This is a genomic window from Pseudomonas sp. CFBP13509, assembly GCF_005233485.1.
In the GTDB taxonomy this organism is placed as follows: Bacteria; Pseudomonadota; Gammaproteobacteria; order Pseudomonadales; family Pseudomonadaceae; genus Aquipseudomonas; species Aquipseudomonas marginalis.
In genome coordinates this window covers 1-26,278 of sequence record NZ_QGAA01000007.1, presented here as the reverse complement: position 1 = coordinate 26,278, position 26,278 = coordinate 1, and the positions used below count along the sequence as shown (strand labels likewise).

Genomic DNA, 26,278 nt, shown 5'->3' with positions numbered 1-26,278 from the left:
TTAAGAGCCGCTTTATAACAAGGGCTCTAAAAAGCTGTCAAGGAAGCCCCCAGGCTTATTCACATTAATGCGTGCTAATTCTTTCCTTGGAATCAGACTCTCGTTTTTCGTCCTTTGCAACTATCTCCGGAACCACATCCGGCAAGGGCTCCGGCGCGTATTGCAGCGCAATTTGCAGGACCTCGTCAATCCATTTAACCGGTTTAATCTGAAGATCCTGCTTGATATTGTCAGGAATTTCCTTCAAGTCGCGAACATTCTCTTCAGGAATGATCACAGTCTTGATGCCACCGCGGTGTGCAGCCAGCAATTTCTCTTTCAGGCCACCAATGGCCAATACCTGGCCACGCAGGGTGATTTCCCCGGTCATCGCAACATCGGCGCGCACCGGTATGCCGGTCAATGCCGAAACCAGGGCCGTGCACATGCCTACGCCAGCGCTCGGACCATCCTTCGGTGTAGCCCCTTCCGGCATGTGGATGTGGGTGTCGTGCTTCTCGTGGAAGTCCAGGGGGATCCCCAGGCTCCTGGCGCGGCTGCGCACCACGGTCTGCGCGGCGGTAATGGATTCGACCATCACGTCACCGAGGGAGCCGGTCTTGATCAACTGGCCCTTGCCGGGGATCACCGCAGCTTCGATGGTCAGCAATTCGCCGCCCACCTGGGTCCACGCCAGGCCAGTCACCTGCCCTACCTGATCCTGCTGTTCTGCCAGGCCGTAACGGAATTTACGCACACCCAGGAAGTGCTCAAGAGCGTCGGCCGAGACCTTCACCGAGAAGCGTTTTTCCAGCGCGTGCTCCTTGACCGCCTTGCGGCAAATCTTCGCGATCTGGCGCTCAAGGCCCCGGACACCGGCCTCGCGAGTGTAGTAGCGCACGATGTCGCGGATCGACTCGACGTCGAATTCGATCTCGCCCTTCTTCAGGCCATTGGCCGAAATCTGCTTGGGCGCGAGGTATTTGACGGCGATATTGATCTTCTCGTCTTCGGTGTAACCCGGCAGACGAATCACCTCCATCCGGTCCAGCAATGCCGGCGGGATGTTCATGGAGTTGGAGGTGCACAGGAACATTACGTCGGACAGGTCGTAGTCGACCTCCAGGTAATGGTCGTTGAAATTGTGGTTCTGCTCAGGGTCGAGCACTTCCAGCAAGGCCGATGCCGGATCGCCACGCATGTCGCTGCCCATTTTGTCGATTTCATCGAGCAGGAACAGCGGGTTGCGCACACCCACCTTTGTCATTTTTTGAATCAATCTTCCTGGCATCGAACCGATGTAAGTCCGGCGATGGCCACGAATTTCCGCCTCATCGCGCACACCACCGAGGGCCATGCGCACGAATTTACGGTTGGTGGCATTGGCGATGGACTCGGCCAGGGAGGTTTTACCTACCCCAGGCGGGCCAACCAGGCACAACACCGGGCCACGAATCTTCTTCACGCGCTTCTGCACGGCGAGGTATTCGAGGATGCGTTCTTTGACTTCTTCAAGGCCATAGTGGTCGGCATCAAGGATATCTTCGGCACGGGCCAGGTCCAGGCGTACCTTGGTCTGGGCCTTCCACGGCACCTGCACCAGCCAGTCGATGTACGAGCGCACCACGGTGGCTTCGGCCGACATCGGCGACATTTGCTTGAGCTTGTTCAACTCGGCGGTGGCTTTGGCCAGGGCGTCTTTCGGCAGGCCGGCAGCATCGATGCGCTTTTTCAGCTCTTCGATTTCGTTGTGGCCTTCCTCGCTGTCGCCGAGTTCCTTCTGAATGGCCTTCATCTGCTCATTCAGGTAGTACTCGCGCTGGCTGCGCTCCATTTGTTTTTTGACCCGACCCCGGATGCGCTTCTCGACCTGGAGCAGGTCGATCTCGGCATCCAGCAACGCCAGCACGTGTTCGACACGGGCCGACAGGTCAATGATTTCGAGGATGTCCTGCTTCTGCTCGATCTTCAGCGCCATGTGCGCGGCCATGGTGTCGACCAGGCGGCTTGGCTCATCGATGCTATTGAGGGAAGACAGGACTTCAGCCGGGACTTTCTTGCCCAACTGCACGTACTGCTCGAACTGCGAGAGCAGGCTGCGCACAAACACTTCGGACTCGCGCTCAGGGGCCTCGACTTCGTCGATCAGCACCACTTCGGCGCGCAGGTGGCCGTCCACCTCCATGAAACGCTCTACCGCACCGCGCTGCTCGCCTTCCACCAGCACCTTGACGGTGCCATCGGGCAGCTTGAGCAGTTGCAGGACAGTGGCAATGGTGCCGACGCGATACAGGGCATCTTCGCCTGGATCATCATCGGCAGGATTTTTCTGGGCCAACAGCAGGATCTGCTTGTCGCCCGTCATCGCGGCCTCGAGGGCTTCGATAGACTTCTCGCGCCCCACGAACAGCGGGATAACCATGTGCGGATAGACGACGACATCACGCAACGGCAGGAGAGGCAATTCGATGGTTGTCTTCATGATTTCGCCTCTATGACAGTTGAAAAATAAGCTTGAAACCAAGATGGGGGCTGCGTGTAAAAAAAACAAGCTCAATGCTGGCAGTTACACGCAGTAAAAATCCTTATGAAAAACAAAGGAGCCCCTAGAGGCCCCTTCGTTTGTACCAAAACTGCGAAACGCTTACGCGTCTGGCGCAGCCTTGGCAGTCGGCTCACTGTTTTCGTAGATATACAGTGGCTTGGACTTACCTTCTATAACGCTTTCGTCGATCACCACTTTACTCACCTCGGACTGCGAGGGGATTTCGTACATGGTGTCGAGCAATACACCTTCGAGGATCGAACGCAGGCCACGTGCACCGGTCTTGCGCTCCAGTGCCCGCTTGGCCACCGATTTGAGCGCGTCGGTACGGAACTCGAGGTCCACACCTTCCATCTCGAACAGCTTGGCGTATTGCTTGGTCAGGGCGTTTTTCGGTTCGGTGAGGATCTGAATCAGAGCCGCCTCATCCAACTCGTCCAACGTGGCCAGGACCGGCAGACGGCCAACGAATTCCGGGATCAGACCGAACTTGACCAGATCGTCAGGCTCGACTTCACGCAGGGACTCGCCCACCTTCTTGCCTTCTTCCTTGCTGCGCACTTCTGCACTGAAACCGATGCCGCCACGGGTAGACCGTTGCTGAATAACCTTCTCCAGGCCGGAGAATGCACCGCCACAGATAAACAGGATGTTGCGCGTATCAACCTGAAGGAATTCCTGCTGCGGGTGCTTGCGGCCGCCTTGTGGCGGTACGGAAGCAACCGTGCCTTCGATCAGTTTCAACAGGGCCTGCTGCACGCCTTCACCGGAAACGTCCCGAGTGATCGACGGGTTGTCGGACTTGCGCGAGATCTTGTCGATTTCGTCGATGTAGACAATACCCATCTGGGCCTTCTCTACGTCGTAGTCGCACTTCTGCAGCAGTTTCTGAATGATGTTCTCGACATCTTCGCCCACGTAGCCAGCCTCGGTGAGGGTGGTGGCGTCAGCGATGGTGAACGGAACGTTCAGCAGGCGAGCGAGGGTTTCTGCAAGCAGGGTCTTACCCGAGCCTGTAGGACCGATCAGCAAGATGTTGCTCTTGCCGAGTTCGACTTCGTCGCCTTTCTTGTCACGCTGGTTCAAGCGCTTGTAGTGGTTGTATACCGCTACGGCCAGAACCTTCTTTGCACGCTCTTGACCAATCACATACTGATCAAGGATGCCGCTGATTTCTTTAGGCGAAGGCAATTTATGCGCGCTGCTTTCGGCCTGGGCTTCCTGCACCTCCTCACGGATGATGTCATTGCACAGGTCGACGCACTCGTCGCAGATAAAGACCGAGGGGCCGGCAATCAATTTGCGCACTTCATGCTGGCTTTTGCCACAGAAGGAGCAATAGAGCAGCTTGCCGTTGTCCTCGCCGTTGCGGGTGTCAGTCATTCGTTCGATCCAAATCCGATAGGCTTGCAACACAAGATGAAGGCTTATGCGGGCTTTTTCAAGCCCGCAGATGATCGGGAAACCCGACCAGCCCTATTTTGAGCGGCTTATATTAAGCGGGGCGCTTTTCGATCACTGCGTCGATCAACCCATATTCACGTGCGGCTTCGGCGCTCATGAAGTTGTCACGGTTGGTGTCGCGCTCGATTTCTTCCAGGGTGTGCCCGCTGTGCTTGGCCATCAGCGTGTTGAGACGTTCGCGGATGAAGAGGATTTCCTTGGCGTGGATTTCGATGTCCGACGCCTGGCCCTGGAAACCGCCCAGTGGCTGGTGAATCATCACGCGCGAGTTCGGCAGGCAGTAACGCTTGCCCTCGGCACCTGCGGTCAGCAGGAACGCGCCCATGCTGCAGGCCTGGCCAATGCAGGTAGTCGATACGTTCGGCTTGATGAACTGCATGGTGTCGTAGATCGACATGCCCGCTGTCACCGAACCGCCCGGCGAGTTGATGTAGAGATGGATGTCCTTGTCCGGGTTTTCCGCTTCAAGGAACAGCAGTTGCGCACAGATCAGGTTGGCCATGTAGTCCTCTACCGGGCCCACCAGAAAGATCACTCGCTCCTTGAGCAGGCGCGAGTAGATGTCGTAGGCGCGTTCGCCACGAGCGGACTGCTCGACAACCATCGGGACCAGGCCGCCTGCGGCCTGGATATCAGAGTTCTGCTGAATATAGGAATTACGGAACATGCTCTGCAGTTACTCCCAAATAGTCATGTCTTGAAAACGCATAAGCCAGCGCGAGGCTGGCTTATGGTTGAATTTCCAACGAGTTGGACAATCAGTCGGCTTGTGCTGCTTCCGCCGGCTTGACTGCTTCTTCGTAAGAGACCGCTTTATCGGTCACCTTAGCCTTCTGCAGAACAGTATCCACAACTTGTTCTTCCAGCACAACCGAACGTACTTCGTTCAGCTGCTGGTCGTTCTTGTAGTACCAGGCCACGACCTGCTCAGGCTCCTGGTAGGCCGAAGCCATTTCCTGGATCATTTCGCGGACGCGATCTTCGTCAGGCTTGAGGTCGAACTGCTTGACCACTTCAGCCACGATCAAACCCAGCACCACACGGCGCTTGGCTTGCTCTTCGAACAGCTCGGCCGGCAGCTGGTCTGGCTTGATGTTGCCGCCGAACTGCTGGACAGCCTGTACGCGCAGGCGATCCACTTCGTTGGACAGCAGGGCCTTAGGCACTTCGATCGGGTTGGAGGCCAGCAGACCGTCCATGACCTGGTTCTTGACCTTGGACTTGATAGCCTGGCGCAGCTCGCGCTCCATGTTCTTGCGAACTTCGGTGCGGAAGCCTTCGATACCGGTTTCCTTGATGCCGAACTGATTGAAGAATTCTTCGTTCAGCTCTGGCAGCTTAGGCTCGGAAACGCTGTTGACGGTCACGGTGAACTCGGCGGCTTTGCCAGCCAGGTCCAGGTTCTGGTAGTCAGCAGGGAATTCCAGGTTCAGGACCCGCTCTTCGCCAGCCTTGGCGCCAACCAGGCCGTCTTCGAAGCCAGGAATCATGCGGTTGGAACCCAGCACCAGCTGAGTACCCTTGGCGGAGCCGCCAGCGAATGCTTCGCCGTCAACCTTGCCAACGAAATCGATGTTCAACTGGTCTTCGTTCTGGGCAGCACGGTCGACCACTTCGAAACGGGTGTTCTGCTTGCGCAGGATTTCCAGCATGTTGTCCAGGTCCGAATCAGCCACTTCGGCGCTCAGGCGCTCGATAGCGATACCGTCGAAACCGGCCACTTCGAACTCGGGGAACACTTCGAATACGGCAACGTATTCCAGGTCCTTGCCCGCTTCCAGGGACTTGGGTTCGATCGAAGGCGAACCAGCCGGGTTCAGCTTTTGCTCAACCACTGCTTCGTAGAAAGAAGCCTGGATCACGTCACCGACGGCTTCATTGCGTGCATCAGCACCAAAACGGCGCTTGATTTCGCTCATTGGCACTTTGCCTGGACGGAAACCAGCGATCTTGGCCTTTTGGGCAGTCTGCTGCAGACGCTTGTTGACCGCAGTCTCGATGCGCTCAGCCGGCACGGTGATGCTCATGCGGCGCTCGAGAGCAGTAGTATTTTCAACAGAAACTTGCATGGATATTCCTCGTTGCACAGACGTTAGCCGGCCATTTCCGACCCCAATCAAGGGCATGCATTCTAGTGGGTCAAACTCAAGAAGTCACCCTACTGGAAATACGCCCGTAAACAGCCGGCAATTTATCGATACGAAGGCACTGTCGCGCCCCGCCCCGGTGACAAATAAAGCCAATCACGCCAGGGCTCTGCGCCGCCCCTTCTATATATAGAAGGGGTCGTCGCTCATCTCCCTGACGCCCACCCCGCAGTGAGGGCAGATAGACAACGCAGTATCATCGAGACACATAAATACGATGAAACGCACCGCCATCGCGACCCAGAACCTGCAGCCACGACAATCCGAACCGCCAAAACCAAAAAAGGCGCCAGACTGTTAAATCTGGCGCCTTTCGAATATGGGGTGGACGAAGGGGATCGAACCCTCGACAACGGGAGTCACAATCCCGTGCTCTACCAACTGAGCTACGCCCACCATATTGCGTTAACAAAGAAACCAAACCACTTCTTTGTCGAGCCCTACCCTGCGTATAGACCGAGTAAAGCTTTATTGGTGCGGATGAAGAGACTCGAACTCTTACGCCTTGCGGCGCTGGAACCTAAATCCAGTGTGTCTACCAATTCCACCACATCCGCGCTTGAAGCTCTTAAAGCAAAGGCGCCAGACGGTTAATCTGGCGCCTTTCAAAATATGGGGTGGACGAAGGGGATCGAACCCTCGACAACGGGAGTCACAATCCCGTGCTCTACCAACTGAGCTACGCCCACCATATAGCGCTACTTGTGCCAAAGCTGCCTAATGGCGCACCCGGCAGGACTCGAACCTGCGACCATCCGCTTAGAAGGCGGATGCTCTATCCAGCTGAGCTACGGGCGCCTTATTAATCTGTACTCTTGGAGGATTACAAACTAAGTGCTTCCAGCCTTGCAGAACAACGATTCTGCTCGACCTTCTTAACCAGTGCTAGGCTGTGCCCGACAAGTGCGACGAATAGTATAGAGGGCCTGGAAACCCGTCAAATCTTTTTTGAAAAAAATTCATTTTATTTAAGGGGTTAGGCCAATTTGCGGACCAAGCGCCTTTGCCCTCACGCCGTGGCGTGCGAGAATGCGCGCACTTTTCCTCCCCCTCTCGATGGTTAATCACGCGTAATGACTGCACAACTTATCGACGGCAAATCAATCGCCGCCAGCCTGCGCCAGCAGATCGCCAAACGAGTCACCGAGCGCAGCCAGCAAGGCTTGCGCACGCCTGGCCTCGCGGTGATCCTGGTCGGCAGCGATCCTGCCTCTCAGGTTTATGTCTCGCACAAGCGTAAAGACTGTGAAGAGGTCGGCTTTCTTTCCAAGGCCTACGACCTGCCTGCCGACACCACCCAGCAGGCCCTGACCGACCTGATCGACAGCCTCAACGACGACCCGGCGATGGACGGCATCCTCCTGCAATTGCCATTGCCCGCGCACCTGGACGCGTCCAAGTTGCTCGAGCGCATCCGCCCTGACAAAGACGTCGACGGTTTCCATCCCTATAACGTCGGCCGCCTGGCCCAGCGTATCCCGCTGCTGCGCCCGTGCACGCCCAAAGGCATCATGACCCTGCTGGAAAGCACCGGTGTCGACCTGTACGGCCTCGATGCCGTCATCGTCGGCGCGTCCAACATCGTGGGCCGCCCCATGGCCATGGAGTTGCTGCTGGCCGGTTGCACCGTCACCGTGACCCACCGTTTCACCAAGGACCTCGCAGGCCACGTTGGCCGTGCCGACCTGGTCGTCGTGGCCGCCGGCAAGCCGGGCCTGGTCAAGGGCGAATGGATCAAGAAAGGCGCCATCGTCATCGACGTGGGCATCAACCGCCAGGAAGACGGCAAGCTGGTCGGCGACGTGGTGTATGAAACCGCCCTGCCCCGCGCTGGCTGGATCACCCCGGTGCCGGGTGGCGTTGGCCCGATGACCCGTGCCTGCCTGCTGGAAAATACCCTGTACGCCGCAGAAACCCTGCACGGTTAATAACCAGTCGTACTGAAAAAGCCCTGCCTTATCGCAGGGCTTTTTATTACCCGGAAGAAAACCTGTTTTTTCTTAGTTTTTAAGCACTTTCGTCTGGTTTTAGAAGAACATTCGACAGTCTGTCGTCCATACTCCTAAAATGTAACGCCATTTGTCACAGAACCCGTTTCCCAACGGTATTTCTTACTTTTTTAGCGAGTTCATCCGCGTGAAAATTCGTCTTTCCATTGTCAGCCTATTTTTTGCTTTCACCGGCACCTTTGCACACGCTGCCGACTCCGCCCTGGCGCCGCGGGATCCATCCAAACTGCAGATCGCTTCCGGCAGCGCCATGCTGGTGGACCTGCAAACCAACAAGGTCATCTACGCCAGCAACCCCGACGTGGTGGTGCCTATCGCCTCGGTGAGCAAACTGATGACGGGCCTGATCGTGCTTGAAGCCAAGCAGAACATGGACGAGTACATCGACATCAACATCACCGACACGCCGGAGATGAAAGGCGTGTTCTCCCGCGTGAAGATCGGCAGCCAGATGCCGCGCAAGGAGATGTTGCTGATTGCCCTGATGTCCTCGGAAAACCGCGCCGCCGCGAGCCTGGCGCACCACTATCCGGGCGGCTACGCGGCCTTTATTGCCGCGATGAACGCCAAGGCCAAGGCCCTGGGCATGACCAGCACCCATTATGTCGAGCCCACCGGCCTGTCGATCCACAACGTGTCCACCGCCCGCGACTTGAGCAAGCTGCTGGCCTACGCGCAAAAATTTCCGATGCTGAGCCAGTTGAGCACCACCAAGGAAAAGACCGTAGCGTTCCGCAAGCCCAACTACACCCTGGGTTTCTCCAATACCGACCACCTGATCAACCGCGCCAACTGGGATATCAAGCTGACCAAGACCGGTTTCACCAACCAGGCCGGTCATTGCCTGGTGCTGGTCACCCGCATGGGTAATCGTCCGGTGTCGCTGGTGATCCTGGATGCTTTCGGCAAATTCACCCACTTTGCCGATGCCAGCCGTATCCGTAACTGGGTCGAGACCGGCAAGGGCGGCTCGGTGCCGGACGTCGCTCTGCGCTACAAGGCTGATAAGAACCTGAAGAACCGCGCGAATGCCGCCGAAGTCCGCCGCTAAGGAACACCGAGAACTCATTTAGGAGGGGCTCGCCCCTCCCATTTTATTTGTGTTCCGCCAACACCTTGAGCGCCTGCGCCGCCGCCCGCTCCTGCCCGGCCTGGGCCGTTGCGTTCGCCGAGTCCCGCCAGCGCTGCGCATCCACATTGGCCGGCAACTGGCTCGGGCGCTGAGTGAGGATTGCCCAGTGCCCGGCACTGCTCCACTTCGACTCAAAGTCGCTGAAGCTCATCAGCAGGCGTCGGTCCATGCCTGAACGCAACAGCACCGTGCTTTTCTGCTGGTTGAAACCCACCACGACCACGTAGCGCGCGTCAGACAACAGGCCGCCGCCAATCCGCGCCATCACCGGGTAACCCGCCGCCACCTGCGCCAGTACCGCGGTCAGCTTGGCATCCAGCGGGTACACCATCAGCCCGTACTCACGGGCCAGCACCTGCATGTTGCGCTCCAGGTCCGCTTCCCCGCCCGGCAAATGCAACGGTTTATCCAACAAGCCCGGTGTCATCACAATGCCTTGTTGCGACAGCATGCTGGCTAACGCTGTAGGACCACTCTGATAAGCCTCGCTGCGAAAGGTCGGCACACCATTGAGTTCGACACGTTCCGGCAGGCCCGGAAGTTTCGACGGCTGCCCGGAACAGGCCGCGAGCCCCAGGGCACAGGCCAGCAACAAGGATGTTTTAAGGTTCGACCGTAACCGCAATTTTTTACTCTCTTGATCAACTGCCGGTGAGGGCCCTGATCATAGGACGCTCTGCCACGCGGGTATAGCCCACAGGCTCAGTAAAGCGTCGCGGATAGAGCAAACGAGTTGGACGAACACGACCATTGGTCAATAGCAGGCAACCGCCGGGTAGCTAGACTGTCCATTGAGAAGACTGTGTGTGCCCCCTGCGGGGCGAAAGGAGGCCAAAATGAGCCTTGCAACAACGATTTTCCTGTTGATCTGCGGTTGGCTGGCGGTAGCCGGCGCCATGTTGTGGGGGGTGTTGCGCATTACTCGCCGGCACCATCACCCCCACGTCAAACCTGCGGCACCCGCCAAGCCCCATAGAGCGGCGGTGCACCACGCCTAGCCAGGCATGCAATTGAAATCCTGAGTCGCTGCGACTTCCTTACCGTGCCCGTCCATCAGGGATGCGCGCACGGTGGTGCCCAGGCTCGACTCCACCAGGGTGTAATGCTCACCCGCCTTGAAATCCTTGTACTCGACCCGACCCTGGCAGTCCTGCTGGTTGTCGTCGCCTGCCTCTTCCTCGAACAACGTCACGTCCAGGCGGTGATCCCCGGGGGTCACCTCGAAAAAGCGCCCGTCGTCGACACGCTTGCCGTCCACACGTTCGGCCATCAGGTCGTTCGGCGCTTCTTCTTTCAAGCCGATCCAGGCTTCGCTGGGGTCCGCCTTGGGAATCGGGCCGGCACAGGCCGACAACAACAAAACAGCCCCCAGGGCGGGGATCAACAATAAAGGTTTGAGTGACATGGCAGGGCTCCAAAGAACATCAGTTAAAAGACAAGTCGTCCGATGGGATGCAAGCTTGGGCAGCCACGCCCTGTAGAACAAATGAATCCATATGAAACGATCTTCAGCCCTTACCTAAATGTTCCTTCACCTGGCTGAAAGGCGCGTGTTAGGTGGGTCGGGCAAGACTGCCGGGGTTTGCAATCCTGCTCCCTCGGAGGTTCACGCATGCTCGGGCTGGTAAAGACCGCACTGCAAAAGCCGTACACGTTTATCGTGTTGGCCATATTCATCTGCATCATCGGGCCGATGGCGGCCCTGCGAACCCCCACCGACGTGTTTCCCGATATTGGCATCCCTGTGGTCGCTGTGGTCTGGCAGTACAACGGCCTGTCACCGGACGCCATGGCCGGCCGGGTGATCTACACCTATGAACGCTCCCTGAGCACCACCGTCAACGACATCGAACATATCGAATCGCAATCGCTGCCCGGCATGGGCATCGTGAAGATTTTCTTCCAGCCCGGCGTCGACATCCGCACAGCCAACGCCCAAGTGACCGCCGTATCACAAACCGTGCTCAAGCAGATGCCACCGGGCATCACGCCGCCGCTGATCCTCAACTACAGCGCCTCCACGGTGCCGATCCTGCAAATGGCGTTCTCCAGCCCCACGCTGTCGGAAGCCAAAATTCGCGACCTGGTGCAGAACAATATCCGCCTGCCCCTCAGCGCCCTGCCCGGCCTGGCTATGCCCACGCCGATGGGTGGCAAGCAGCGGCAGATCACCCTCGACCTCGACCCCCAGGCGTTGGCGGCCAAAGGCTTGTCGGCCCAGGATGTGGGCAATGCCCTGGCGCTGCAGAACCAGATCATCCCGGTGGGCACCGCCAAACTCGGCCCCAATGAATACACGATCCTGCTCAACAACAGCCCCAAGGCCATCGATGAGCTCAACGACCTGCCGATCAAGACCGTCGACGGCGCGCTGATCACCATCGGCCAGGTCGCCCACGTGCGCGACGGTTCGCCGCCGCAGACCAACATCGTGCGCGTCGACGGCCATCGAGCGGTGCTGATGCCGGCGTTGAAAAACGGCAGCATTTCCACCCTGTCGATCATCGACGGTATCCGCCAGATGCTGCCGCGCATCAACGAAACCCTGCCGCCGTCATTGAAGACCTCGTTGCTGGGCGACGCCTCGGTATTCGTCAAGCAATCGGTGGGCAGCGTGGCCCAAGAAGGCATCATCGCCGCGCTGCTGACCAGTGCGATGATCCTGCTGTTCCTCGGCAGCTGGCGCTCCACGATCATTATCGCGGCGTCAATTCCCCTGGCGGTGCTGTCGGCCATTGCGTTGCTGGCGGTCAGCGGGCAGACCCTCAACGTCATGACCCTCGGCGGGCTGGCGTTGGCGGTGGGGATCCTGGTGGACGACGCCACGGTGACCATCGAAAACATCAACTGGCACCTGGAACAAGGCAAGGCGGTGAAGACCGCGATCCTCGACGGCGCCGCGCAAATTGTCGGCCCGGCGTTCGTCTCGCTGCTGTGCATCTGCATCGTGTTCGTGCCGATGTTCCTGCTGCAAGGCATCGCCGGTTATCTGTTCCGGCCGATGGCGCTGGCGGTGATCTTCGCCATGGCCAGCTCATTCATTCTTTCGCGCACCCTGGTGCCGACGCTGGCGATGTTCCTGCTCAAGCCGCACACGCCGGAGCCAGGCGTGGGGCACCATCCCGAAGATGCATTCATCAACCACCATGAGGGCGAGCAGCACCCGAAACCGCGCAATGCCGCACTGCAAGCGGTGCTGAATTTCCAGCAGGGTTTCGAGCGTCACTTCTCGAATATCCGCGACACCTACCACGGCCTGCTGACCTTGGCCCTGGGCAATCGCAAGGGTTTTATCGTCGGTTTCCTGGCCTGCGTGCTCGCCTCATTCCTGCTGTTGCCAAGCCTGGGCCAGGACTTTTTCCCGGCGACGGATGCCGGTGCGCTGGCCCTGCATGTGCGCCTGCCGCTGGGCACGCGCATCGAAGAAAGCGCCGCCGCCTTCGACCGCATCGAAGCGCGGATCCGTGAAGTGATCCCCGCCGAAGAGCTGGACACCATCGTCGATAACATTGGCATTCCGCTCAGCGGCATCGACATGGCCTACAGCAGCAGCGGCACCATCGGCCCGCAGGATGGCGACATCCAGGTCAGCCTGAAAAAGGGCCATGCGCCCACCGCCGACTACGTGAAGAAACTGCGTGAAGCGCTGCCGCAGAGCTTCCCTGGCAGCCACTTTGCGTTCCTGCCGGCGGACATCAGCAGCCAGATCCTCAACTTCGGTGCGCCGGCGCCGCTGGACGTAAAAATCTCCGGGCGCAGCGATGCAGAAAACCGCGCCTATGCCGTCGAGTTGGAACGTCGCCTGCAACACGTGCCCGGTATCGCCGACCTGCGCATCCAGCAGTCCACCGGCTACCCGTCGCTGCAGGTGAATGTCGACCGCATGCGCGCCAACGGCCTGGGCATCACCGAGCGGGACGTGACCAACAGCATGGTGGCGTCGCTGGCCGGCAGTTCGCAGACCGCGCCGACCTTCTGGCTCAACCCGGCCAACGGCGTGTCCTATTCCATTGTCGCCGCCACCCCGCAATACCGCCTCGACAGCCTGCCGTCACTGGAAGCGCTGCCCGTCACCGGTGCCGATGGGCAGTCGCAGATCCTCGGCGGCGTGGCAACCATCTCCCGCGTGCAAAGCCCGGCGGTGGTGACCCACTACAACATCGAACCGACCCTGGACCTGTACGCCAACGTGCAGGGCCGCGACCTCGGCGGCGTAGCCCGCGACGTGCAAAAGGTGCTGGATGACACCGCGCATCTGCGTCCCAAAGGCGCGACGATCAGCCTGCACGGACAGATCGATGCGCTGCATGAAGCCTTCAGCGGCTTGAGCCTTGGCCTGCTGGGTGCGGTGGTGCTGATCTACCTGCTGATCGTGGTCAACTTCCAGTCGTGGGCCGACCCATTCGTCATCATCACCGCGTTGCCGGCGGCGCTCGCAGGCATCGTGTGGATGCTGTTCCTCAGCGGCACCTCCTTGTCGGTGCCGGCACTCACCGGCGCCATCCTGTGCATGGGCGTGGCCACGGCCAACTCGATCCTGGTGGTGAGCTTCTGCCGTGAGCGCCTGGCCGAACATGGTGATGCGTTGAAAGCCGCCATGGAGGCCGGTTACACGCGCTTCCGCCCGGTGTGCATGACCGCCCTGGCGATGATCATCGGCATGTTGCCCCTGGCGATTTCCGAGGAGCAGAACGCCCCGCTCGGGCGCGCCGTCATCGGCGGTTTGATCTTCGCCACCCTCGCCACATTGTTGTTTGTTCCCGTGGTCTTCAGCCTGGTCCACGGTCGTCACCCTACTCGCGCAGTTGCAGGAGAAACCCCACATGTCGTCTGATCACAAACCCTCGCGCAAGCGTCTGATGCTCATGGGTGTCGGCGGCCTGACCCTGGCCGCCCTGTTGGTCGCCAACGGCCTGCATGCCCGTACGCTGCACGAACAATCGGTCACGGCCTGGACCGAGACCGCCGCCATCCCGCACGTGATGGTGTTCCAGCCCAGGCAGAATGTGGCCGGCGATACCTTGCGCCTGCCGGCGCACCTGGAAGCCTGGAGCAAGGCGCCGATCCACGCCAGGGTCAGCGGTTACCTGAAGGATTGGAAAGTCGATATCGGCAGCCACGTCAACGCCGGGCAAGTCCTCGCGGAAATCGACAGCCCCGACCTTGATCAACAGTTGGCGCAGACCCATGCACGCCTGGTGCAGGAACAGGCCAACGCACGCCTGGCCGAAACCACCGCCACGCGCTGGCAAAACCTGCTGGCCAGCCATTCGGTATCGCGCCAGGAGGCGGATGAAAAAACCTCCAATGCCGCTGCCGCCAAGGCCAACGCCGAGGCCGCCGCTGCCGACTACGCCCGGCTGTCGGCGCTGGAAAGCTACAAGACCCTTCGCGCCCCGTTCGCCGGCACCATCACCGCGCGCAACACCGATATCGGCCAGCTGATCAAGGCCGACACCGACAGCGATCCGGAACTGTTCAACATTGCCGACACCCATCAATTGCGCCTCTATGTACCGGTGCCGCAGAACTACGCAGCGGTCATCCATCCCGGCCTTGAAGCCGAGCTGACCGTGCCCGAGCACCCCGGCAAGCATTTCAAGGCGCGCCTGATCGGTGACTCCACCGCCATCGACCGCCGCTCCGGCACCCTGCTCGCCCAGTTCGTCGCCGACAACCCCGACGGCGAACTGCTGCCCGGTGATTATGCCGAAGCCACCTTGCCGATTCCGGCCGATACCCATGGTGTGAGTATCCCGGCCAGCGCGCTGATCTTCCGCGCCCAGGGCACCCAGGTGGCGGTGTTGGACGGGCAGAACCATGTGCACCTGCAGGCCATCCATATCGGCCTCGACCTGGGCGAACGCCTGGTGATCGACCAGGGCTTGAAACCCGCCGACCGCATCGTCGACAACCCGCCCGATGCGCTGCGCGAAGGTGATCCCGTGCAACTCGCCGATGCCTCCGGAGGTGCGCATGCGCATAAGGCTTAAACCGCTCGCCGCATTGACGCTGCTGGTCTTGCAGGGTTGCTCGATGGCGCCGACCTACAAGGTGCCGGCGATCGACCTGCCGGCCAACTACCGCGAACAGACCAGCGATGGGCCCTGGCACAGCGCCCAGCCCTCCGACCAACTGGCGCCCGAATGGTGGAAGCTCTACAACGATTCGCGCCTGAATGACCTGCAACAGCAGCTGCTCAAGGCCAACCCGGACCTGGCGGCGGCGCTGGCGCACTTCGACGCTTCCCAGGCGTATGCCAGCCAACTGCACGCAGGCCTGTTCCCGCAGATCAGCGCCAGCGCGCAACCGCTGCGCCAGCGGCAATCGGATTCGCGACCGTTGCGGGGGGATACGCAACCGTCGGTGTACAACAGCAACATCGCGGGCTTTTCGTTGAGCTATGACCTGGACCTGTGGGGCAAAATCCGCAACCGGGTCGCGGCCGGCGATGCCCAGGCGCAAGCGTCCGGGGATGACCTGGCGGTGGCACGCCTGAGTTTGCAGCGTCAGTTGGCGACCTTGTACGTGCAGCTCAATGGGCTGGATGCACAGAGCCGGATTCTCACTCGCTCGCTGGATGATTTCAGCCAGGCATTGCAATTGACCCGCAGCCGCTACGAGGGCCAGATAGCCTCGGAGCTGGACCTGACCCGTGCGCAAAATCAACTGGCGCAGGCCAGGGCGCAATTGGATGAAGTGCGTGGGCAACGCAACCTCACCGAGCACGCCATCGGCGAGTTGGTGGGTGTGGCAGCCAGCGACTTTACCTTGCCGCCCGGCCAGCAACTGATCGCCCTGCCGGGAATTCCGTCGCAGTTGCCAAGCCACCTGTTGCAACGTCGCCCGGATATTGCAGCGGCAGAGCGACGGGTGTTTGCGGCCAACGCAAATATCGGCGTGGCCAAGGCGGCGTGGTATCCGGACGTCAGCTTGACCGGGTTGATTGGCGGGCAGACACAGGGCGTCGGCAATCTGCTGTCGGCGGGTAATCGGTATTGGGCACTGGGCCCGTTGGTGAACCTGCCGATTTTCGACGGTGGCCGCTTGAGCGCCAATGAACGCCAGGCCAAGGCCGAGTTTGAAGAGGCGTCGGCGCAGTACCGTAGCCAGGTGCTGAAGGCCGTGCGCGAGGTGGAAGATAACTTGGCGCAACTACGGGATTTGCAGCAGGAAGCGCAGGATGAACAGGCGGCGGCGGATGCGGCGCAGCATACGCAATCATTGGCGATGAACAGCTATCAGGCGGGGGCGGTGAGTTACCTGGATGTGGTGACCGCGCAGACCGCGGCGTTGCAGGCGCAGCGGACATTGCAGGCGGTGCAGACGCGGCAGTTGCAGGCCAGTGTAGGACTCATGACTGCACTCGGCGGCGGCTGGCAACCTGGCGCCTGACATCGCCCCAAGGCACAGTTCAGGCTAAATGCAGGAGAGAGCTTGCCCCCGATGGCGGTGGCTCAGTCAACCACCACTGACTGAGCCACCGCACATTTCAGCCCTCTGGCCGACTATTAAGAAAAACACTCACCACTGTGTAATCACTACCATTGGCATGCCGATACAGGGTACTGCTGTGATAGTCGGATACATCCCCCGACACCGAAACCGTAATCGAACGGCTCTCGACATCAACTTTTACCGCCCCGTCACGCGTAACTAGAAACGGATTGGCATCTTTCAATACAGCCAATATTTCACTATCGGTTCCCAAGGTGCGGTAAACGTAATATCGGTAACTGAACGGCACAGTGGCCCCTCCGCGATCATCCTTGACGCCATAGATCGAAGCGTCATCACTGATCGGCACGCGGAGTACAACCTCCGTCAATTGCGGACGGCCCGGCGAGAGCAGCCAATCACCAGCGATATACACCAAGCAAAGCGCCAGCAAGATCGTTGTGACCGTTGAATAAAGCGACTTTCTAGTAGTTCCTGAACCTGGCATAGCTGATTCCTTTCTTGATCCAATATTGGTCGACTGGATCGTCACCGAAAGGCGCATCCCCCCACCAACGACCAAACTCGGGTTTATCCGTACCCGCTCTGGTTTGAGCAAGTCCCGCTGCGCGTAAAAGCACTTCCTCGCTGAAACCCGCCGCAATCCCCACCGCACCATAGTGAAAATTTCCAAACGCTTCATATTCTTTGGAAATTTGCTTGTAGTCCCACGGGCCGCGATTGCGGACCTGAGTATAAAACCAAGAGTACATAAACGCTGAACCGGCTTTCAGTACATTCTTTTTATGAAAAGCGGTGGCCATATTTTCGTCAACAGATACACCAGGCGGGGGTATAGGGTTCGCCATTGCATGCTTCCTCTGCATTAGGTTTTTGCGCGGCAGAACCTAACACCAGATAGCCAAGATGATGAGCGAGGAGAAGAACAAAAGAGACTTCGTACAAAGGAGTAAGACATGCCTTACACCACAGCCTCAAAACAAGGTACTTCCACGTCCAATGAGGTTTCGGCAGCGTCAGTTCCGGCCTCATCGGGAGCAAGCCCCCTCCCACACTGGTCCCACGTCAGACACACAATGTATGAACACCGCTGAGCCAATGTGGGAGGGGGCTTGCTCCCGATCGCGGCCGTTCAGACACATCCTGCCAAAAGCCCGCCCATCAACCTCTTGCTCGCCAATCTAGCCTCTCTAAGCACATCTAGAGAGGGCCAGGGAATGGCAGATTTACCCGCTTCACACCGCCTGCGCATCGGCCGACTCAGCGAACCCGACCGCATTTACCTCGTCACCACCAACACCCACGAACGCATACCGATATTCAGCAATTTCCATCTCGGTCGCCTGGTGGTCTGGCAATTTCGGTTAGCCCAGTACCAAGGGCTGGCCAACTCCCTGGCATGGGTCATCATGCCGGACCATTTCCATTGGCTGCTTGAACTGAAAAAAGGCTCGCTGGCGGACTTGATGTGCCAGGTGAAGTCAAAAAGCACCAGGATCGTCAATGGCGTGAGTGGTCGCAAAGGACGGCTTTGGCAAGAAAGCTTTCATGACCGGGCACTGCGCAAGGAAGATGACTTGGTGAAAATGGCCCGGTATGTGGTGGCTAATCCATTGCGAGCGGGTCTGGTCGAGCGGATTGGCGACTACCCACTGTGGGATGCCATCTGGGTTTAACGTCAAACACAGTTCAAATGTGGGAGGGGGCTTGCTCCCGATTGCGGTAGGTCAGTCAACTTATCTGTAACTGATACACCGCTATCGGGAGCAAGCCCCCTCCTACATTTTTTACCCGCATTTCAAGCCGCGAGTTTGCCGCTGGCGATGGCGGCTGAAGCGGCCACCATGGCCCGCAACAACACCGCACACCCCGCCGCCAGGTCATCCGGGGCGGCGTTCTCGATTTCGTTGTGGCTGATGCCCCCTTCACACGGCACAAAGATCATCCCCGCCGGCCCCAACTCGGCGACGAAAATCGCGTCGTGCCCTGCCCCGCTGACGATGTCCATGTTCGACAAGCCCAGCCCATTGGCCGCATCGCGCACGGCGTCCACACAGCCTTTGTCGAAGTACAGCGGCGGGAAGTCAGCCGTGGGTTCCATTTCAAAACTCAGCCCATGCTTGGCACAGGTCTCGTCAATCACCTGGCGCACCTGGGCAATCATCGAATCCAACCGCGCTGGTTCCAAGTGACGGAAGTCCAGGGTCATGCGCACTTCGCCCGGAATGACGTTGCGTGAACCGGGATACGCCTGCAGGCAACCGACGGTCCCGCACGCATGGGGCTGATGCCCCAACGCCGCCGCATTGACCGCCGCCACCACCGCTGCCGCGCCGACCAGGGCGTCCTTGCGCAGGTGCATCGGCGTCGGCCCCGCATGGGCCTCGACACCGCGCAGTTTCAGGTCGAACCACTTCTGCCCGAGGGCGCCGAGCACCACGCCGATGGTCTTTTTCTCATCCTCCAGAATCGGCCCTTGTTCGATATGCGCCTCGAAATACGCACCGACCTTGTGTCCACACTCGGGACGGGTTCCCGCGTAGCCAATCGCATTCAGCGCGTCACCCACGCTGACCCCATCCGCATCGACCTTGGCCAAGGTATCCGCCAGGGTGAATTTCTTGGCAAATACCCCCGAGCCCATCATGCACGGCGGGAAGCGCGAGCCTTCCTCGTTGGTCCACACCACCACTTCCAAGGGCGCCTCGGTTTCGATCTTGAGGTCATTGAGCGTACGCAGCACCTCCACGCCCGCCAGCACACCGAAACAGCCATCGAACTTGCCGCCCGTAGGCTGTGTGTCGATATGGCTGCCGGTCATCACCGGCGGCAGGTCGGGATTACGCCCAGGGCGGCGCGCGAAGATATTGCCGATGCCGTCGACGGTCACGGTGCAACCGGCGTCTTCGCACCATTGCACAAACAGGTCGCGGGCCTTGCGGTCGAGGTCGGTGAGCGCCAGGCGGCACACGCCGCCCTTGGGGGTGGCACCGAGTTTGGCCAGGTCCATCAACGACTGCCACAAACGGTCGCGATTGATGTGCTGGTGGGGCGATTGCAGAACGTCAAGGGCAGCGTTCATGGGGATCTCCTCAGGCTTGTATTTCTTATGAATTGACAACCACCGGGCTGGCTCCACGCCTGGCATTCAGGCCGTAATACAACAACCCGCCCAACGCCGAACCGGTAAACCAGCCGTAGCTGTAGAACCAGCTGAACGCATCACTGCCCAGGGACAGCAAGGTCAGCACCACCGGTACACCGAAGGCGATAAAACCGCTCCAGTTCCACGCCGGGTACACGTCGTCGCGGTACAGGCCGGCCAGGTCCAGTTGTTGTTTGCGGGTGATGAAGTAGTCCACCACCATGATCCCGGCAATCGGCCCCAACAGGCTCGAATAGCCCAGCAACCAGTTGGAATACACGGTTTCCAGGCTCACATCCGAGACGATCAAGCCGAGTTTTTTCAGCAGTTCATGGCCCATCAACGCCAAGCCCACCAACCCGGTGAGGATCACCGCCGTGGTGCGGTTGATCAGCTTGGGCGCGATGTTCTGGAAGTCGTTGGTGGGCGAGACGATGTTCGCGGCGGTGTTGGTGGACAAGGTGGCGACGATGATCAGCGCCATGGCCACGGCCACCCACACAGGGCTCTGGATATGCCCGATCAGCGTCACCGGGTCGGACACGCTGACGCCCACCAGTTTCACCGACGCGGCGGTCATGATCACGCCGAGGGCGGCGAACAGGAACATGGTCAGTGGCAGGCCGAAGATCTGCCCGAGGATCTGGTCCTTCTGGCTTTTGGCGTAGCGGCTGAAATCGGGAATGTTCAGTGACAGGGTGGCCCAGAAGCCCACCATCGCGGTCAGGCCGGCCATGAAGTAACCGGTAAGGCTCGCGCCCTCCGGACGCTTGGGCGGGATCGCCATCAGTTCGCTGAGAGACACATTCGGCATCGCCCACACCAGCAGGCCAATGCCCACCGCCACCAGCAACGGCGCCGACAGGGTTTCCAGGCGCTTGATCGACTCGGCGCCGCGCAGCACCACCCACAAATTCAGGCACCAGAACATCATGAAGCCGATCACTTCACCAGTGCCGCCGAGGGACTTCCACCCCTCGAAAATCGAGCCCAGGAACAGGTGAATCGCCAGCCCGCCAAACATCGTCTGGATACCAAACCAGCCGCACGCCACCAGCGCTCGAATCAAACAGGGCACGTTGGAGCCGAGGATGCCAAAGGACGAACGCAACAACACCGGGAACGGAATGCCGTACTTGGTACCGGGGAAGGCGTTAAGGGTCAGGGGGATCAGCACCACGATATTGGCGAGCAAAATCGCCATCAGCGCCTCGCCCACCGACAACCCGAAATACGCGGTGAGCACACCGCCCAGGGTGTACGTGGGCACGCAGATCGACATGCCGACCCACAGCGCGGTGATGTGCCACTTGTTCCAGGTGCGTTCGTGCACCTTGGTCGGTGCCATGTCATGGTTGTAGCGAGGGCTGTCGAGGACGTCGGGACCGGCGTCGAGTTCGTACAGGCCGTTGCGCTCAATGACTTGCGATCTGTTCTGTTGCATGGCCGCTCCACGGTTTTTTCGAATTATTGTTGCTCACTCCGCGCTGAACGCAGGGTGGCCGGAGTACCTCGTAAACAACATGACATCACGGGCCCGGCCAGCCGCCACTGCACTCAATAACCGTGCCGACAACCGCTCTTGAACCCGCACCGCTTATATAACTCGCTGATGTTAATCAGCTTTCCGATTGTGCCTGCGGTACTTGCCGCGATACTCAGGCTAAATAACGCGCCAATTATCCGAACGGTCAGGACTCAATCTGGTGCACCACAATTATTTTTATTGACCGCCCCCGTCAAGAGGCATGTCTCAAGCGTCTGATTTGCAATAAGAAATGTTGCTCATATTGGGAACCTGTCAAGTGCGTCAAAATGGTGAGAGACCGCTACATTTTGGTGATTTTGTATTTTTATTCTTATAAATCAATAGATTAAATACGATATAAGCTTATAAAAAATCTTCTTGCTCAATCGAAAAACTCGGTCTAGTTTCTATTCCTGTCACCGATGACAGGAATTAACCGACCATCGGCGCGTAGCCATACAACACTTAGAACTGGCACAAGCCGGTCAAGCCTGTGAGGAACTCGACATGTCGCTGTTGATCCGTGGCGCCACCGTTATTACCCATGATGAAAGTTACCGCGCCGATGTTTTATGCGCAGGCGGCCTGATTCGCGCCATTGGCACGGACCTGGATATTCCCGCCGGCACTGAACAACTCGACGGCAGCGGACAATATTTGATGCCCGGCGGCATCGATCCCCATACCCATATGCAACTGCCCTTCATGGGCACCGTGGCCAGTGAAGATTTCTTCAGCGGCACGGCGGCGGGTTTGGCGGGGGGCACTACGTCGATTATCGACTTCGTGATTCCCAACCCGCAGCAATCGCTGATGGAAGCGTTCCATCAGTGGCGGGGCTGGGCGGAAAAATCCGCGTCCGACTATGGCTTTCACGTAGCAATCACCTGGTGGAGCGAGCAGGTGCGCGAGGAAATGGCCGAGCTGGTCAGCCACCACGGCATCAACAGCTTCAAGCATTTCATGGCCTACAAGAACGCGATCATGGCGGCCGACGATACCCTGGTGGCCAGCTTCGAACGCTGCCTGGAACTCGGCGCCGTGCCCACCGTGCATGCGGAAAACGGCGAGCTGGTGTACCACCTGCAACGCAAACTGATGGCCCAGGGCATCACCGGGCCGGAAGCGCACCCGCTGTCGCGCCCGTCCCAGGTGGAAGGCGAAGCGGCCAGCCGCGCGATCCGTATCGCCGAGACCATCGGCACGCCGCTGTACCTGGTGCACGTGTCCACCCGGGAAGCGCTGGATGAAATCACCTACGCCCGGGGCAAGGGCCAGGCGGTCTACGGCGAAGTGCTCGCCGGCCACCTGCTGCTGGACGACAGCGTCTACCAGCACCCCGACTGGCAAACCGCCGCCGGCTACGTGATGAGCCCGCCGTTCCGCCCGCGCGGGCATCAGGAAGCGCTGTGGCATGGCCTGCAATCGGGCAACCTGCACACCACCGCCACCGACCACTGCTGCTTCTGCGCCGAGCAAAAAGCCGCCGGGCGTGACGACTTCAGCAAGATCCCCAACGGCACCGCCGGTATCGAAGACCGCATGGCGCTGCTGTGGCACGAAGGGGTCAACACCGGGCGCCTGTCGATGCAGGAGTTCGTCGCGCTGACCTCCACCAACACCGCGAAGATCTTCAACCTCTACCCACGCAAAGGCGCGATCCGCGTGGGTGCGGATGCCGACCTGGTGCTGTGGGACCCCGAGGGTACGCGGACCATCTCCGCCAAGACCCATCACCAGCAAGTCGACTTCAACATCTTCGAAGGCAAGACCGTGCGCGGCGTGCCGAGCCACACCATCAGCCAGGGCAAGCTGGTCTGGGCCGATGGCGACCTGCGCGCCGAGCGCGGGGCCGGGCGCTATGTGGAACGGCCGGCGTATCCGTCGGTGTTCGAACAGTTGAGCAAGCGGGCGGAGCATTCCAGGCCGGTTGCTGTGAAGCGCTGAGACCGCCAAGCAACAAAAATGCCCACTTAGAGGCAATCCAAAAAAACCGTGAGGCCCACACCGTGATCCAGACCCTGACCCACCTCCCCCATCCCCATGAAGACGGGGCCACCCTCGCCAGCCATTTCACCGACCTGGCGCCGCCGCTCAACGCGCGCCAGGCCCAACTGGAAGCCTCGCGCTGCCTGTATTGCTACGACGCCCCTTGCGTGAACGCATGCCCCAGCGAAATCGACATCCCGTCGTTCATCCGCAATATCCACACCGACAACGTCCAGGGCGCAGCGCAGAAAATCCTCTCGGCCAACATCCTTGGCGGCAGCTGCGCGCGGGTCTGCCCGACGGAGATCCTCTGCCAGCAAGCCTGCGTGCGTAACAACGCCGAAGAATGCGCGCCGGTGCTGATAGGCCTGTTGCAACGCTACGCCATCGATAACGCCCACTTCAGCGAACACCCGTTCCAGCGTGCCGCCCCCACCGGCAAACGCATCGCCGTGGTCGGCGCAGGTCCCGCAGGGCTGGCCTGTGCCCATCGCGCCGCGCTGCACGGGCATGACGTGGTGATCTTCGAAGCGCGGGAAAAAGCCGGCGGCCTGAATGAATACGGGATCGCCAAATACAAGCTGGTCGACGACTTCGCCCAGAAGGAACTGGATTTCCTCCTGCAGATCGGCGGCATCGAAATCCGCCATGGCCAGCGCCTGGGCGACAACCTGACCCTGAGCGAACTGCACCAGCAATTCGACTCGGTGTTCCTCGGCCTGGGCCTGGCGGCCAGCAAGCAACTCGGTTTACCCCATGAGGACGCCCCCGGCCTGCTCGCCGCCACCGACTATATCCGCGAACTGCGCCAGGCCGACGACCTGAGCCAACTGCCCCTGGCCGACCGCTGCATCGTGCTCGGCGCCGGCAATACCGCCATCGACATGGCCGTGCAAATGGCCCGGCTCGGTGCCCGTGATGTGAACCTCGTCTACCGCCGGGGCCTGGCCGATATGGGCGCCACCCACCATGAGCAGGACATCGCCAAGGCCAATCAGGTGCGCCTGCTGACCTGGGCCCAACCCGAAGCAGTCCTGCTCGACGACCAGGGCCACGTACGCGGCATGCGCTTCGCCCGCACCCGCCTGGAAAACGGCCGCCTGCAATCCACCGGAGAAACCTTCGAACTGGCCGCTGATGCCATCTTCAAGGCCATCGGCCAGGGCTTCGACAACGACGCTTTGCACGATCCCCTGGCGCAACAGCTGCACCGCGTCGGCGAGCGTATCTTCGTCGACGAACAGCTGCGCACCAGCATCCCTGGGGTCTACGCCGGCGGTGACTGCGTCAGCCTCGGCCAGGACCTCACCGTGCAGGCGGTGCAACACGGCAAGCTGGCCGCCGAAGCCATGCACGCCCAACTCATGCTGAATGTGGAGGCTGCGTAATGGCCGATCTCTCGATTGTGTTCGCCGGTATCAAGGCCCCCAACCCATTCTGGCTGGCCTCCGCGCCGCCCACCGACAAGGCCTACAACGTGGTGCGTGCGTTTGAAGCGGGCTGGGGCGGCGTGGTGTGGAAGACCCTGGGTGAAGACCCGGCGGCGGTCAATGTGTCATCGCGCTACTCGGCGCACTACGGCGCCAACCGTGAAGTGCTGGGCATCAACAATATCGAACTGATCACCGACCGTTCCCTGGAGATCAACCTGCGGGAAATCACCCAAGTCAAAAAGGACTGGCCCGACCGCGCGCTGATCGTGTCGCTGATGGTGCCCTGCGTGGAGGAATCCTGGAAAAACATCCTGCCCCTGGTGGAAGCCACCGGCTGCGACGGTATCGAGCTGAACTTCGGCTGCCCCCACGGCATGCCCGAACGCGGCATGGGTGCGGCGGTGGGCCAGGTGCCGGAGTACGTGGAACAGGTGACGCGCTGGTGCAAGACCTATTGCTCGCTGCCGGTGATCGTCAAGCTCACGCCGAATATCACCGACATCCGCGTGGCGGCACGGGCAGCGTATCGCGGCGGTGCGGACGCGGTGTCGCTGATCAACACCATCAACTCCATCACCAGCGTGGACCTGGAACGCATGGTCGCCCTGCCGATGGTCGGCACCCAGAGCACCCACGGCGGTTACTGCGGCTCGGCGGTCAAGCCGATTGCCCTGAACATGGTTGCCGAAATCGCCCGTGACCCGCAGACCCAAGGCCTACCGATCTGCGGGATCGGCGGCATCGGCAACTGGCGCGACGCCGCGGAATTCGTCGCCCTCGGTTGCGGCGCGGTGCAGGTGTGCACGGCGGCGATGCTGCATGGTTTTCGCATCGTGGAAGAGATGAAGGATGGGCTGTCGCGATGGATGGACAGCCAGGGCTACACCAGCCTGCAAGAATTTTCCGGGCGTGCGGTGGGCAACACCACGGACTGGAAGTACCTGGACATCAATTACCAGGTGATCGCCAGGATCGACCAGGCGGCGTGCATTGGCTGTGGGCGTTGCCATATTGCCTGTGAGGACACCTCGCACCAGGCCATCGCCAGCCTGAAACAGGCGGACGGCACGCATAAATACGAAGTGATCGATGACGAGTGCGTGGGCTGCAACCTGTGCCAGATCACCTGCCCGGTGGCCGATTGCATCGAGATGGTGCCCATCGACACGGGCAAGCCGTTTTTGAATTGGACGCAGGATCCGAGGAATCCTTACCGGGAAGCGGTGTAGGCCTTCAGGCCGCTATCGGGGGCTTGCCCCCGATGAGCATGGGTATCTACACAACTTCCAGTGAATACGGAATCTATGGCAATTAGGCTTCTGTGGTGAGCGGGCTTGCCCCGCGCTGGGCTGCGTAGCAGCCCCAATAAGAACGCTGCAGTGTGCCAGACAGTTCCGGGGCTGTGTTTTGGGGCTGCTGCGCAGCCCAGCGCGGGGCAAGCCCGCTCAC

General features: G+C 60.0%; 20 protein-coding genes and 4 tRNA genes. 10 read left to right on the top strand and 14 right to left on the bottom strand.

What is annotated here, in order from left to right:
• Window positions 1–64 precede the first annotated feature (64 nt).
• The 8 genes from lon to PspCFBP13509_RS13120 all read right to left on the bottom strand — a co-directional run bounded on the left by lon (window position 65) and on the right by PspCFBP13509_RS13120 (window position 6,933).
• On the bottom strand, window positions 65–2,461 hold the full coding sequence (gene lon / locus PspCFBP13509_RS13155; RefSeq protein WP_065927024.1) for an endopeptidase La: 2,397 nt from the start codon (window positions 2,459–2,461) through the stop codon (window positions 65–67).
• Window positions 2,462–2,623: 162 nt separating this feature from the next.
• Window positions 2,624–3,907, bottom strand: coding sequence for an ATP-dependent Clp protease ATP-binding subunit ClpX (gene clpX / locus PspCFBP13509_RS13150; protein ID WP_003238279.1), 1,284 nt, complete (start codon window positions 3,905–3,907; stop codon window positions 2,624–2,626).
• Window positions 3,908–4,019: 112 nt separating this feature from the next.
• Window positions 4,020–4,655 (bottom strand): ATP-dependent Clp endopeptidase proteolytic subunit ClpP, encoded by a 636-nt coding sequence (clpP, locus tag PspCFBP13509_RS13145; protein WP_003174822.1) that lies wholly within the window; start codon window positions 4,653–4,655, stop codon window positions 4,020–4,022.
• A 91-nt stretch (window positions 4,656–4,746) separates the two neighbouring features.
• The gene (gene tig, locus PspCFBP13509_RS13140) at window positions 4,747–6,057 is read right to left on the bottom strand and encodes a trigger factor (RefSeq protein ID WP_027606242.1); all 1,311 of its coding nucleotides are present in this window, start codon (window positions 6,055–6,057) and stop codon (window positions 4,747–4,749) included.
• A 398-nt stretch (window positions 6,058–6,455) separates the two neighbouring features.
• Window positions 6,456–6,531: transfer RNA gene (locus PspCFBP13509_RS13135), tRNA-His, on the bottom strand.
• A gap of 76 nt (window positions 6,532–6,607) precedes the next feature.
• Window positions 6,608–6,692, bottom strand: a tRNA-Leu gene (locus PspCFBP13509_RS13130).
• 56 nt (window positions 6,693–6,748) lie between these two features.
• Window positions 6,749–6,824: transfer RNA gene (locus PspCFBP13509_RS13125), tRNA-His, on the bottom strand.
• Between the two features lie 32 nt (window positions 6,825–6,856).
• Window positions 6,857–6,933: transfer RNA gene (locus tag PspCFBP13509_RS13120), tRNA-Arg, on the bottom strand.
• 275 nt (window positions 6,934–7,208) lie between these two features.
• Between PspCFBP13509_RS13120 and folD the strand changes: the two genes are divergently transcribed.
• Complete coding sequence (gene folD, locus PspCFBP13509_RS13115; protein WP_137212147.1) at window positions 7,209–8,063, top strand: bifunctional methylenetetrahydrofolate dehydrogenase/methenyltetrahydrofolate cyclohydrolase FolD; 855 nt, start codon at window positions 7,209–7,211, stop codon at window positions 8,061–8,063.
• A gap of 208 nt (window positions 8,064–8,271) precedes the next feature.
• On the top strand, window positions 8,272–9,195 hold the full coding sequence (gene pbpG, locus PspCFBP13509_RS13110; protein WP_065927030.1) for a D-alanyl-D-alanine endopeptidase: 924 nt from the start codon (window positions 8,272–8,274) through the stop codon (window positions 9,193–9,195).
• Between the two features lie 43 nt (window positions 9,196–9,238).
• On the opposite strand, the gene PspCFBP13509_RS13105 is transcribed toward pbpG, so the two are convergent.
• On the bottom strand, window positions 9,239–9,901 hold the full coding sequence (locus PspCFBP13509_RS13105) for a peptidase C39 family protein (RefSeq protein ID WP_065948396.1): 663 nt from the start codon (window positions 9,899–9,901) through the stop codon (window positions 9,239–9,241).
• A gap of 211 nt (window positions 9,902–10,112) precedes the next feature.
• Here PspCFBP13509_RS13105 and PspCFBP13509_RS31490 point away from each other — a divergent pair, with 211 nt between their 5' ends.
• Entirely contained in the window at window positions 10,113–10,274 is a 162-nt protein-coding gene (locus tag PspCFBP13509_RS31490) for a hypothetical protein (protein ID WP_162844269.1), read from the top strand.
• Here the strand turns inward: PspCFBP13509_RS31490 and PspCFBP13509_RS13100 are convergent.
• Entirely contained in the window at window positions 10,271–10,681 is a 411-nt protein-coding gene (locus tag PspCFBP13509_RS13100; RefSeq protein WP_065927021.1) for a PA0061/PA0062 family lipoprotein, read from the bottom strand. The genes PspCFBP13509_RS31490 and PspCFBP13509_RS13100 overlap by 4 nt on opposite strands.
• A 207-nt stretch (window positions 10,682–10,888) precedes the next feature.
• Between PspCFBP13509_RS13100 and PspCFBP13509_RS13095 the strand changes: the two genes are divergently transcribed.
• The 3 genes from PspCFBP13509_RS13095 to PspCFBP13509_RS13085 are packed head-to-tail and all read left to right on the top strand — an operon-like array spanning window position 10,889 to window position 16,671.
• Window positions 10,889–14,110 (top strand): efflux RND transporter permease subunit, encoded by a 3,222-nt coding sequence (locus tag PspCFBP13509_RS13095; RefSeq protein WP_065927020.1) that lies wholly within the window; start codon window positions 10,889–10,891, stop codon window positions 14,108–14,110.
• Complete coding sequence (locus tag PspCFBP13509_RS13090; protein ID WP_065927019.1) at window positions 14,100–15,269, top strand: efflux RND transporter periplasmic adaptor subunit; 1,170 nt, start codon at window positions 14,100–14,102, stop codon at window positions 15,267–15,269. Before PspCFBP13509_RS13095 ends, PspCFBP13509_RS13090 begins: the two co-directional genes overlap by 11 nt.
• Window positions 15,253–16,671, top strand: coding sequence for an efflux transporter outer membrane subunit (locus PspCFBP13509_RS13085; RefSeq protein ID WP_137212146.1), 1,419 nt, complete (start codon window positions 15,253–15,255; stop codon window positions 16,669–16,671). Before PspCFBP13509_RS13090 ends, PspCFBP13509_RS13085 begins: the two co-directional genes overlap by 17 nt.
• A 97-nt stretch (window positions 16,672–16,768) precedes the next feature.
• Here PspCFBP13509_RS13085 and PspCFBP13509_RS13080 read toward each other — a convergent pair whose 3' ends face one another.
• Both PspCFBP13509_RS13080 and PspCFBP13509_RS13075 read right to left on the bottom strand, forming a co-directional pair.
• Entirely contained in the window at window positions 16,769–17,221 is a 453-nt protein-coding gene (locus PspCFBP13509_RS13080; RefSeq protein ID WP_074847219.1) for a hypothetical protein, read from the bottom strand.
• Entirely contained in the window at window positions 17,199–17,582 is a 384-nt protein-coding gene (locus PspCFBP13509_RS13075) for a polymorphic toxin type 44 domain-containing protein (protein WP_065927017.1), read from the bottom strand. The genes PspCFBP13509_RS13080 and PspCFBP13509_RS13075 overlap by 23 nt, the downstream gene beginning before the upstream one ends.
• 369 nt (window positions 17,583–17,951) lie before the next feature.
• Here PspCFBP13509_RS13075 and PspCFBP13509_RS13070 point away from each other — a divergent pair, with 369 nt between their 5' ends.
• The gene (locus PspCFBP13509_RS13070) at window positions 17,952–18,410 is read left to right on the top strand and encodes an REP-associated tyrosine transposase (RefSeq protein ID WP_137212145.1); all 459 of its coding nucleotides are present in this window, start codon (window positions 17,952–17,954) and stop codon (window positions 18,408–18,410) included.
• Between the two features lie 122 nt (window positions 18,411–18,532).
• On the opposite strand, the gene PspCFBP13509_RS13065 is transcribed toward PspCFBP13509_RS13070, so the two are convergent.
• Both PspCFBP13509_RS13065 and PspCFBP13509_RS13060 read right to left on the bottom strand, forming a co-directional pair.
• On the bottom strand, window positions 18,533–19,816 hold the full coding sequence (locus PspCFBP13509_RS13065; protein WP_065927015.1) for a Zn-dependent hydrolase: 1,284 nt from the start codon (window positions 19,814–19,816) through the stop codon (window positions 18,533–18,535).
• Window positions 19,817–19,841: 25 nt separating this feature from the next.
• On the bottom strand, window positions 19,842–21,323 hold the full coding sequence (locus PspCFBP13509_RS13060; protein ID WP_065948399.1) for an NCS1 family nucleobase:cation symporter-1: 1,482 nt from the start codon (window positions 21,321–21,323) through the stop codon (window positions 19,842–19,844).
• 591 nt (window positions 21,324–21,914) lie between these two features.
• Between PspCFBP13509_RS13060 and hydA the strand changes: the two genes are divergently transcribed.
• The 3 genes from hydA (at window position 21,915) to preA (ending at window position 26,058) form a co-directional block, all read left to right on the top strand.
• Window positions 21,915–23,354 carry a dihydropyrimidinase gene (gene hydA / locus PspCFBP13509_RS13055; protein WP_065927013.1) on the top strand — a complete coding sequence of 480 codons (1,440 nt, stop codon included), beginning with the start codon at window positions 21,915–21,917 and terminating at the stop codon, window positions 23,352–23,354.
• Window positions 23,355–23,416: 62 nt separating this feature from the next.
• Window positions 23,417–24,784 (top strand): NAD(P)-dependent oxidoreductase, encoded by a 1,368-nt coding sequence (locus tag PspCFBP13509_RS13050; RefSeq protein ID WP_137212144.1) that lies wholly within the window; start codon window positions 23,417–23,419, stop codon window positions 24,782–24,784.
• Window positions 24,784–26,058 carry an NAD-dependent dihydropyrimidine dehydrogenase subunit PreA gene (gene preA / locus PspCFBP13509_RS13045; protein WP_065927011.1) on the top strand — a complete coding sequence of 425 codons (1,275 nt, stop codon included), beginning with the start codon at window positions 24,784–24,786 and terminating at the stop codon, window positions 26,056–26,058. The genes PspCFBP13509_RS13050 and preA overlap by 1 nt, the downstream gene beginning before the upstream one ends.
• Window positions 26,059–26,278 lie beyond the last annotated feature (220 nt).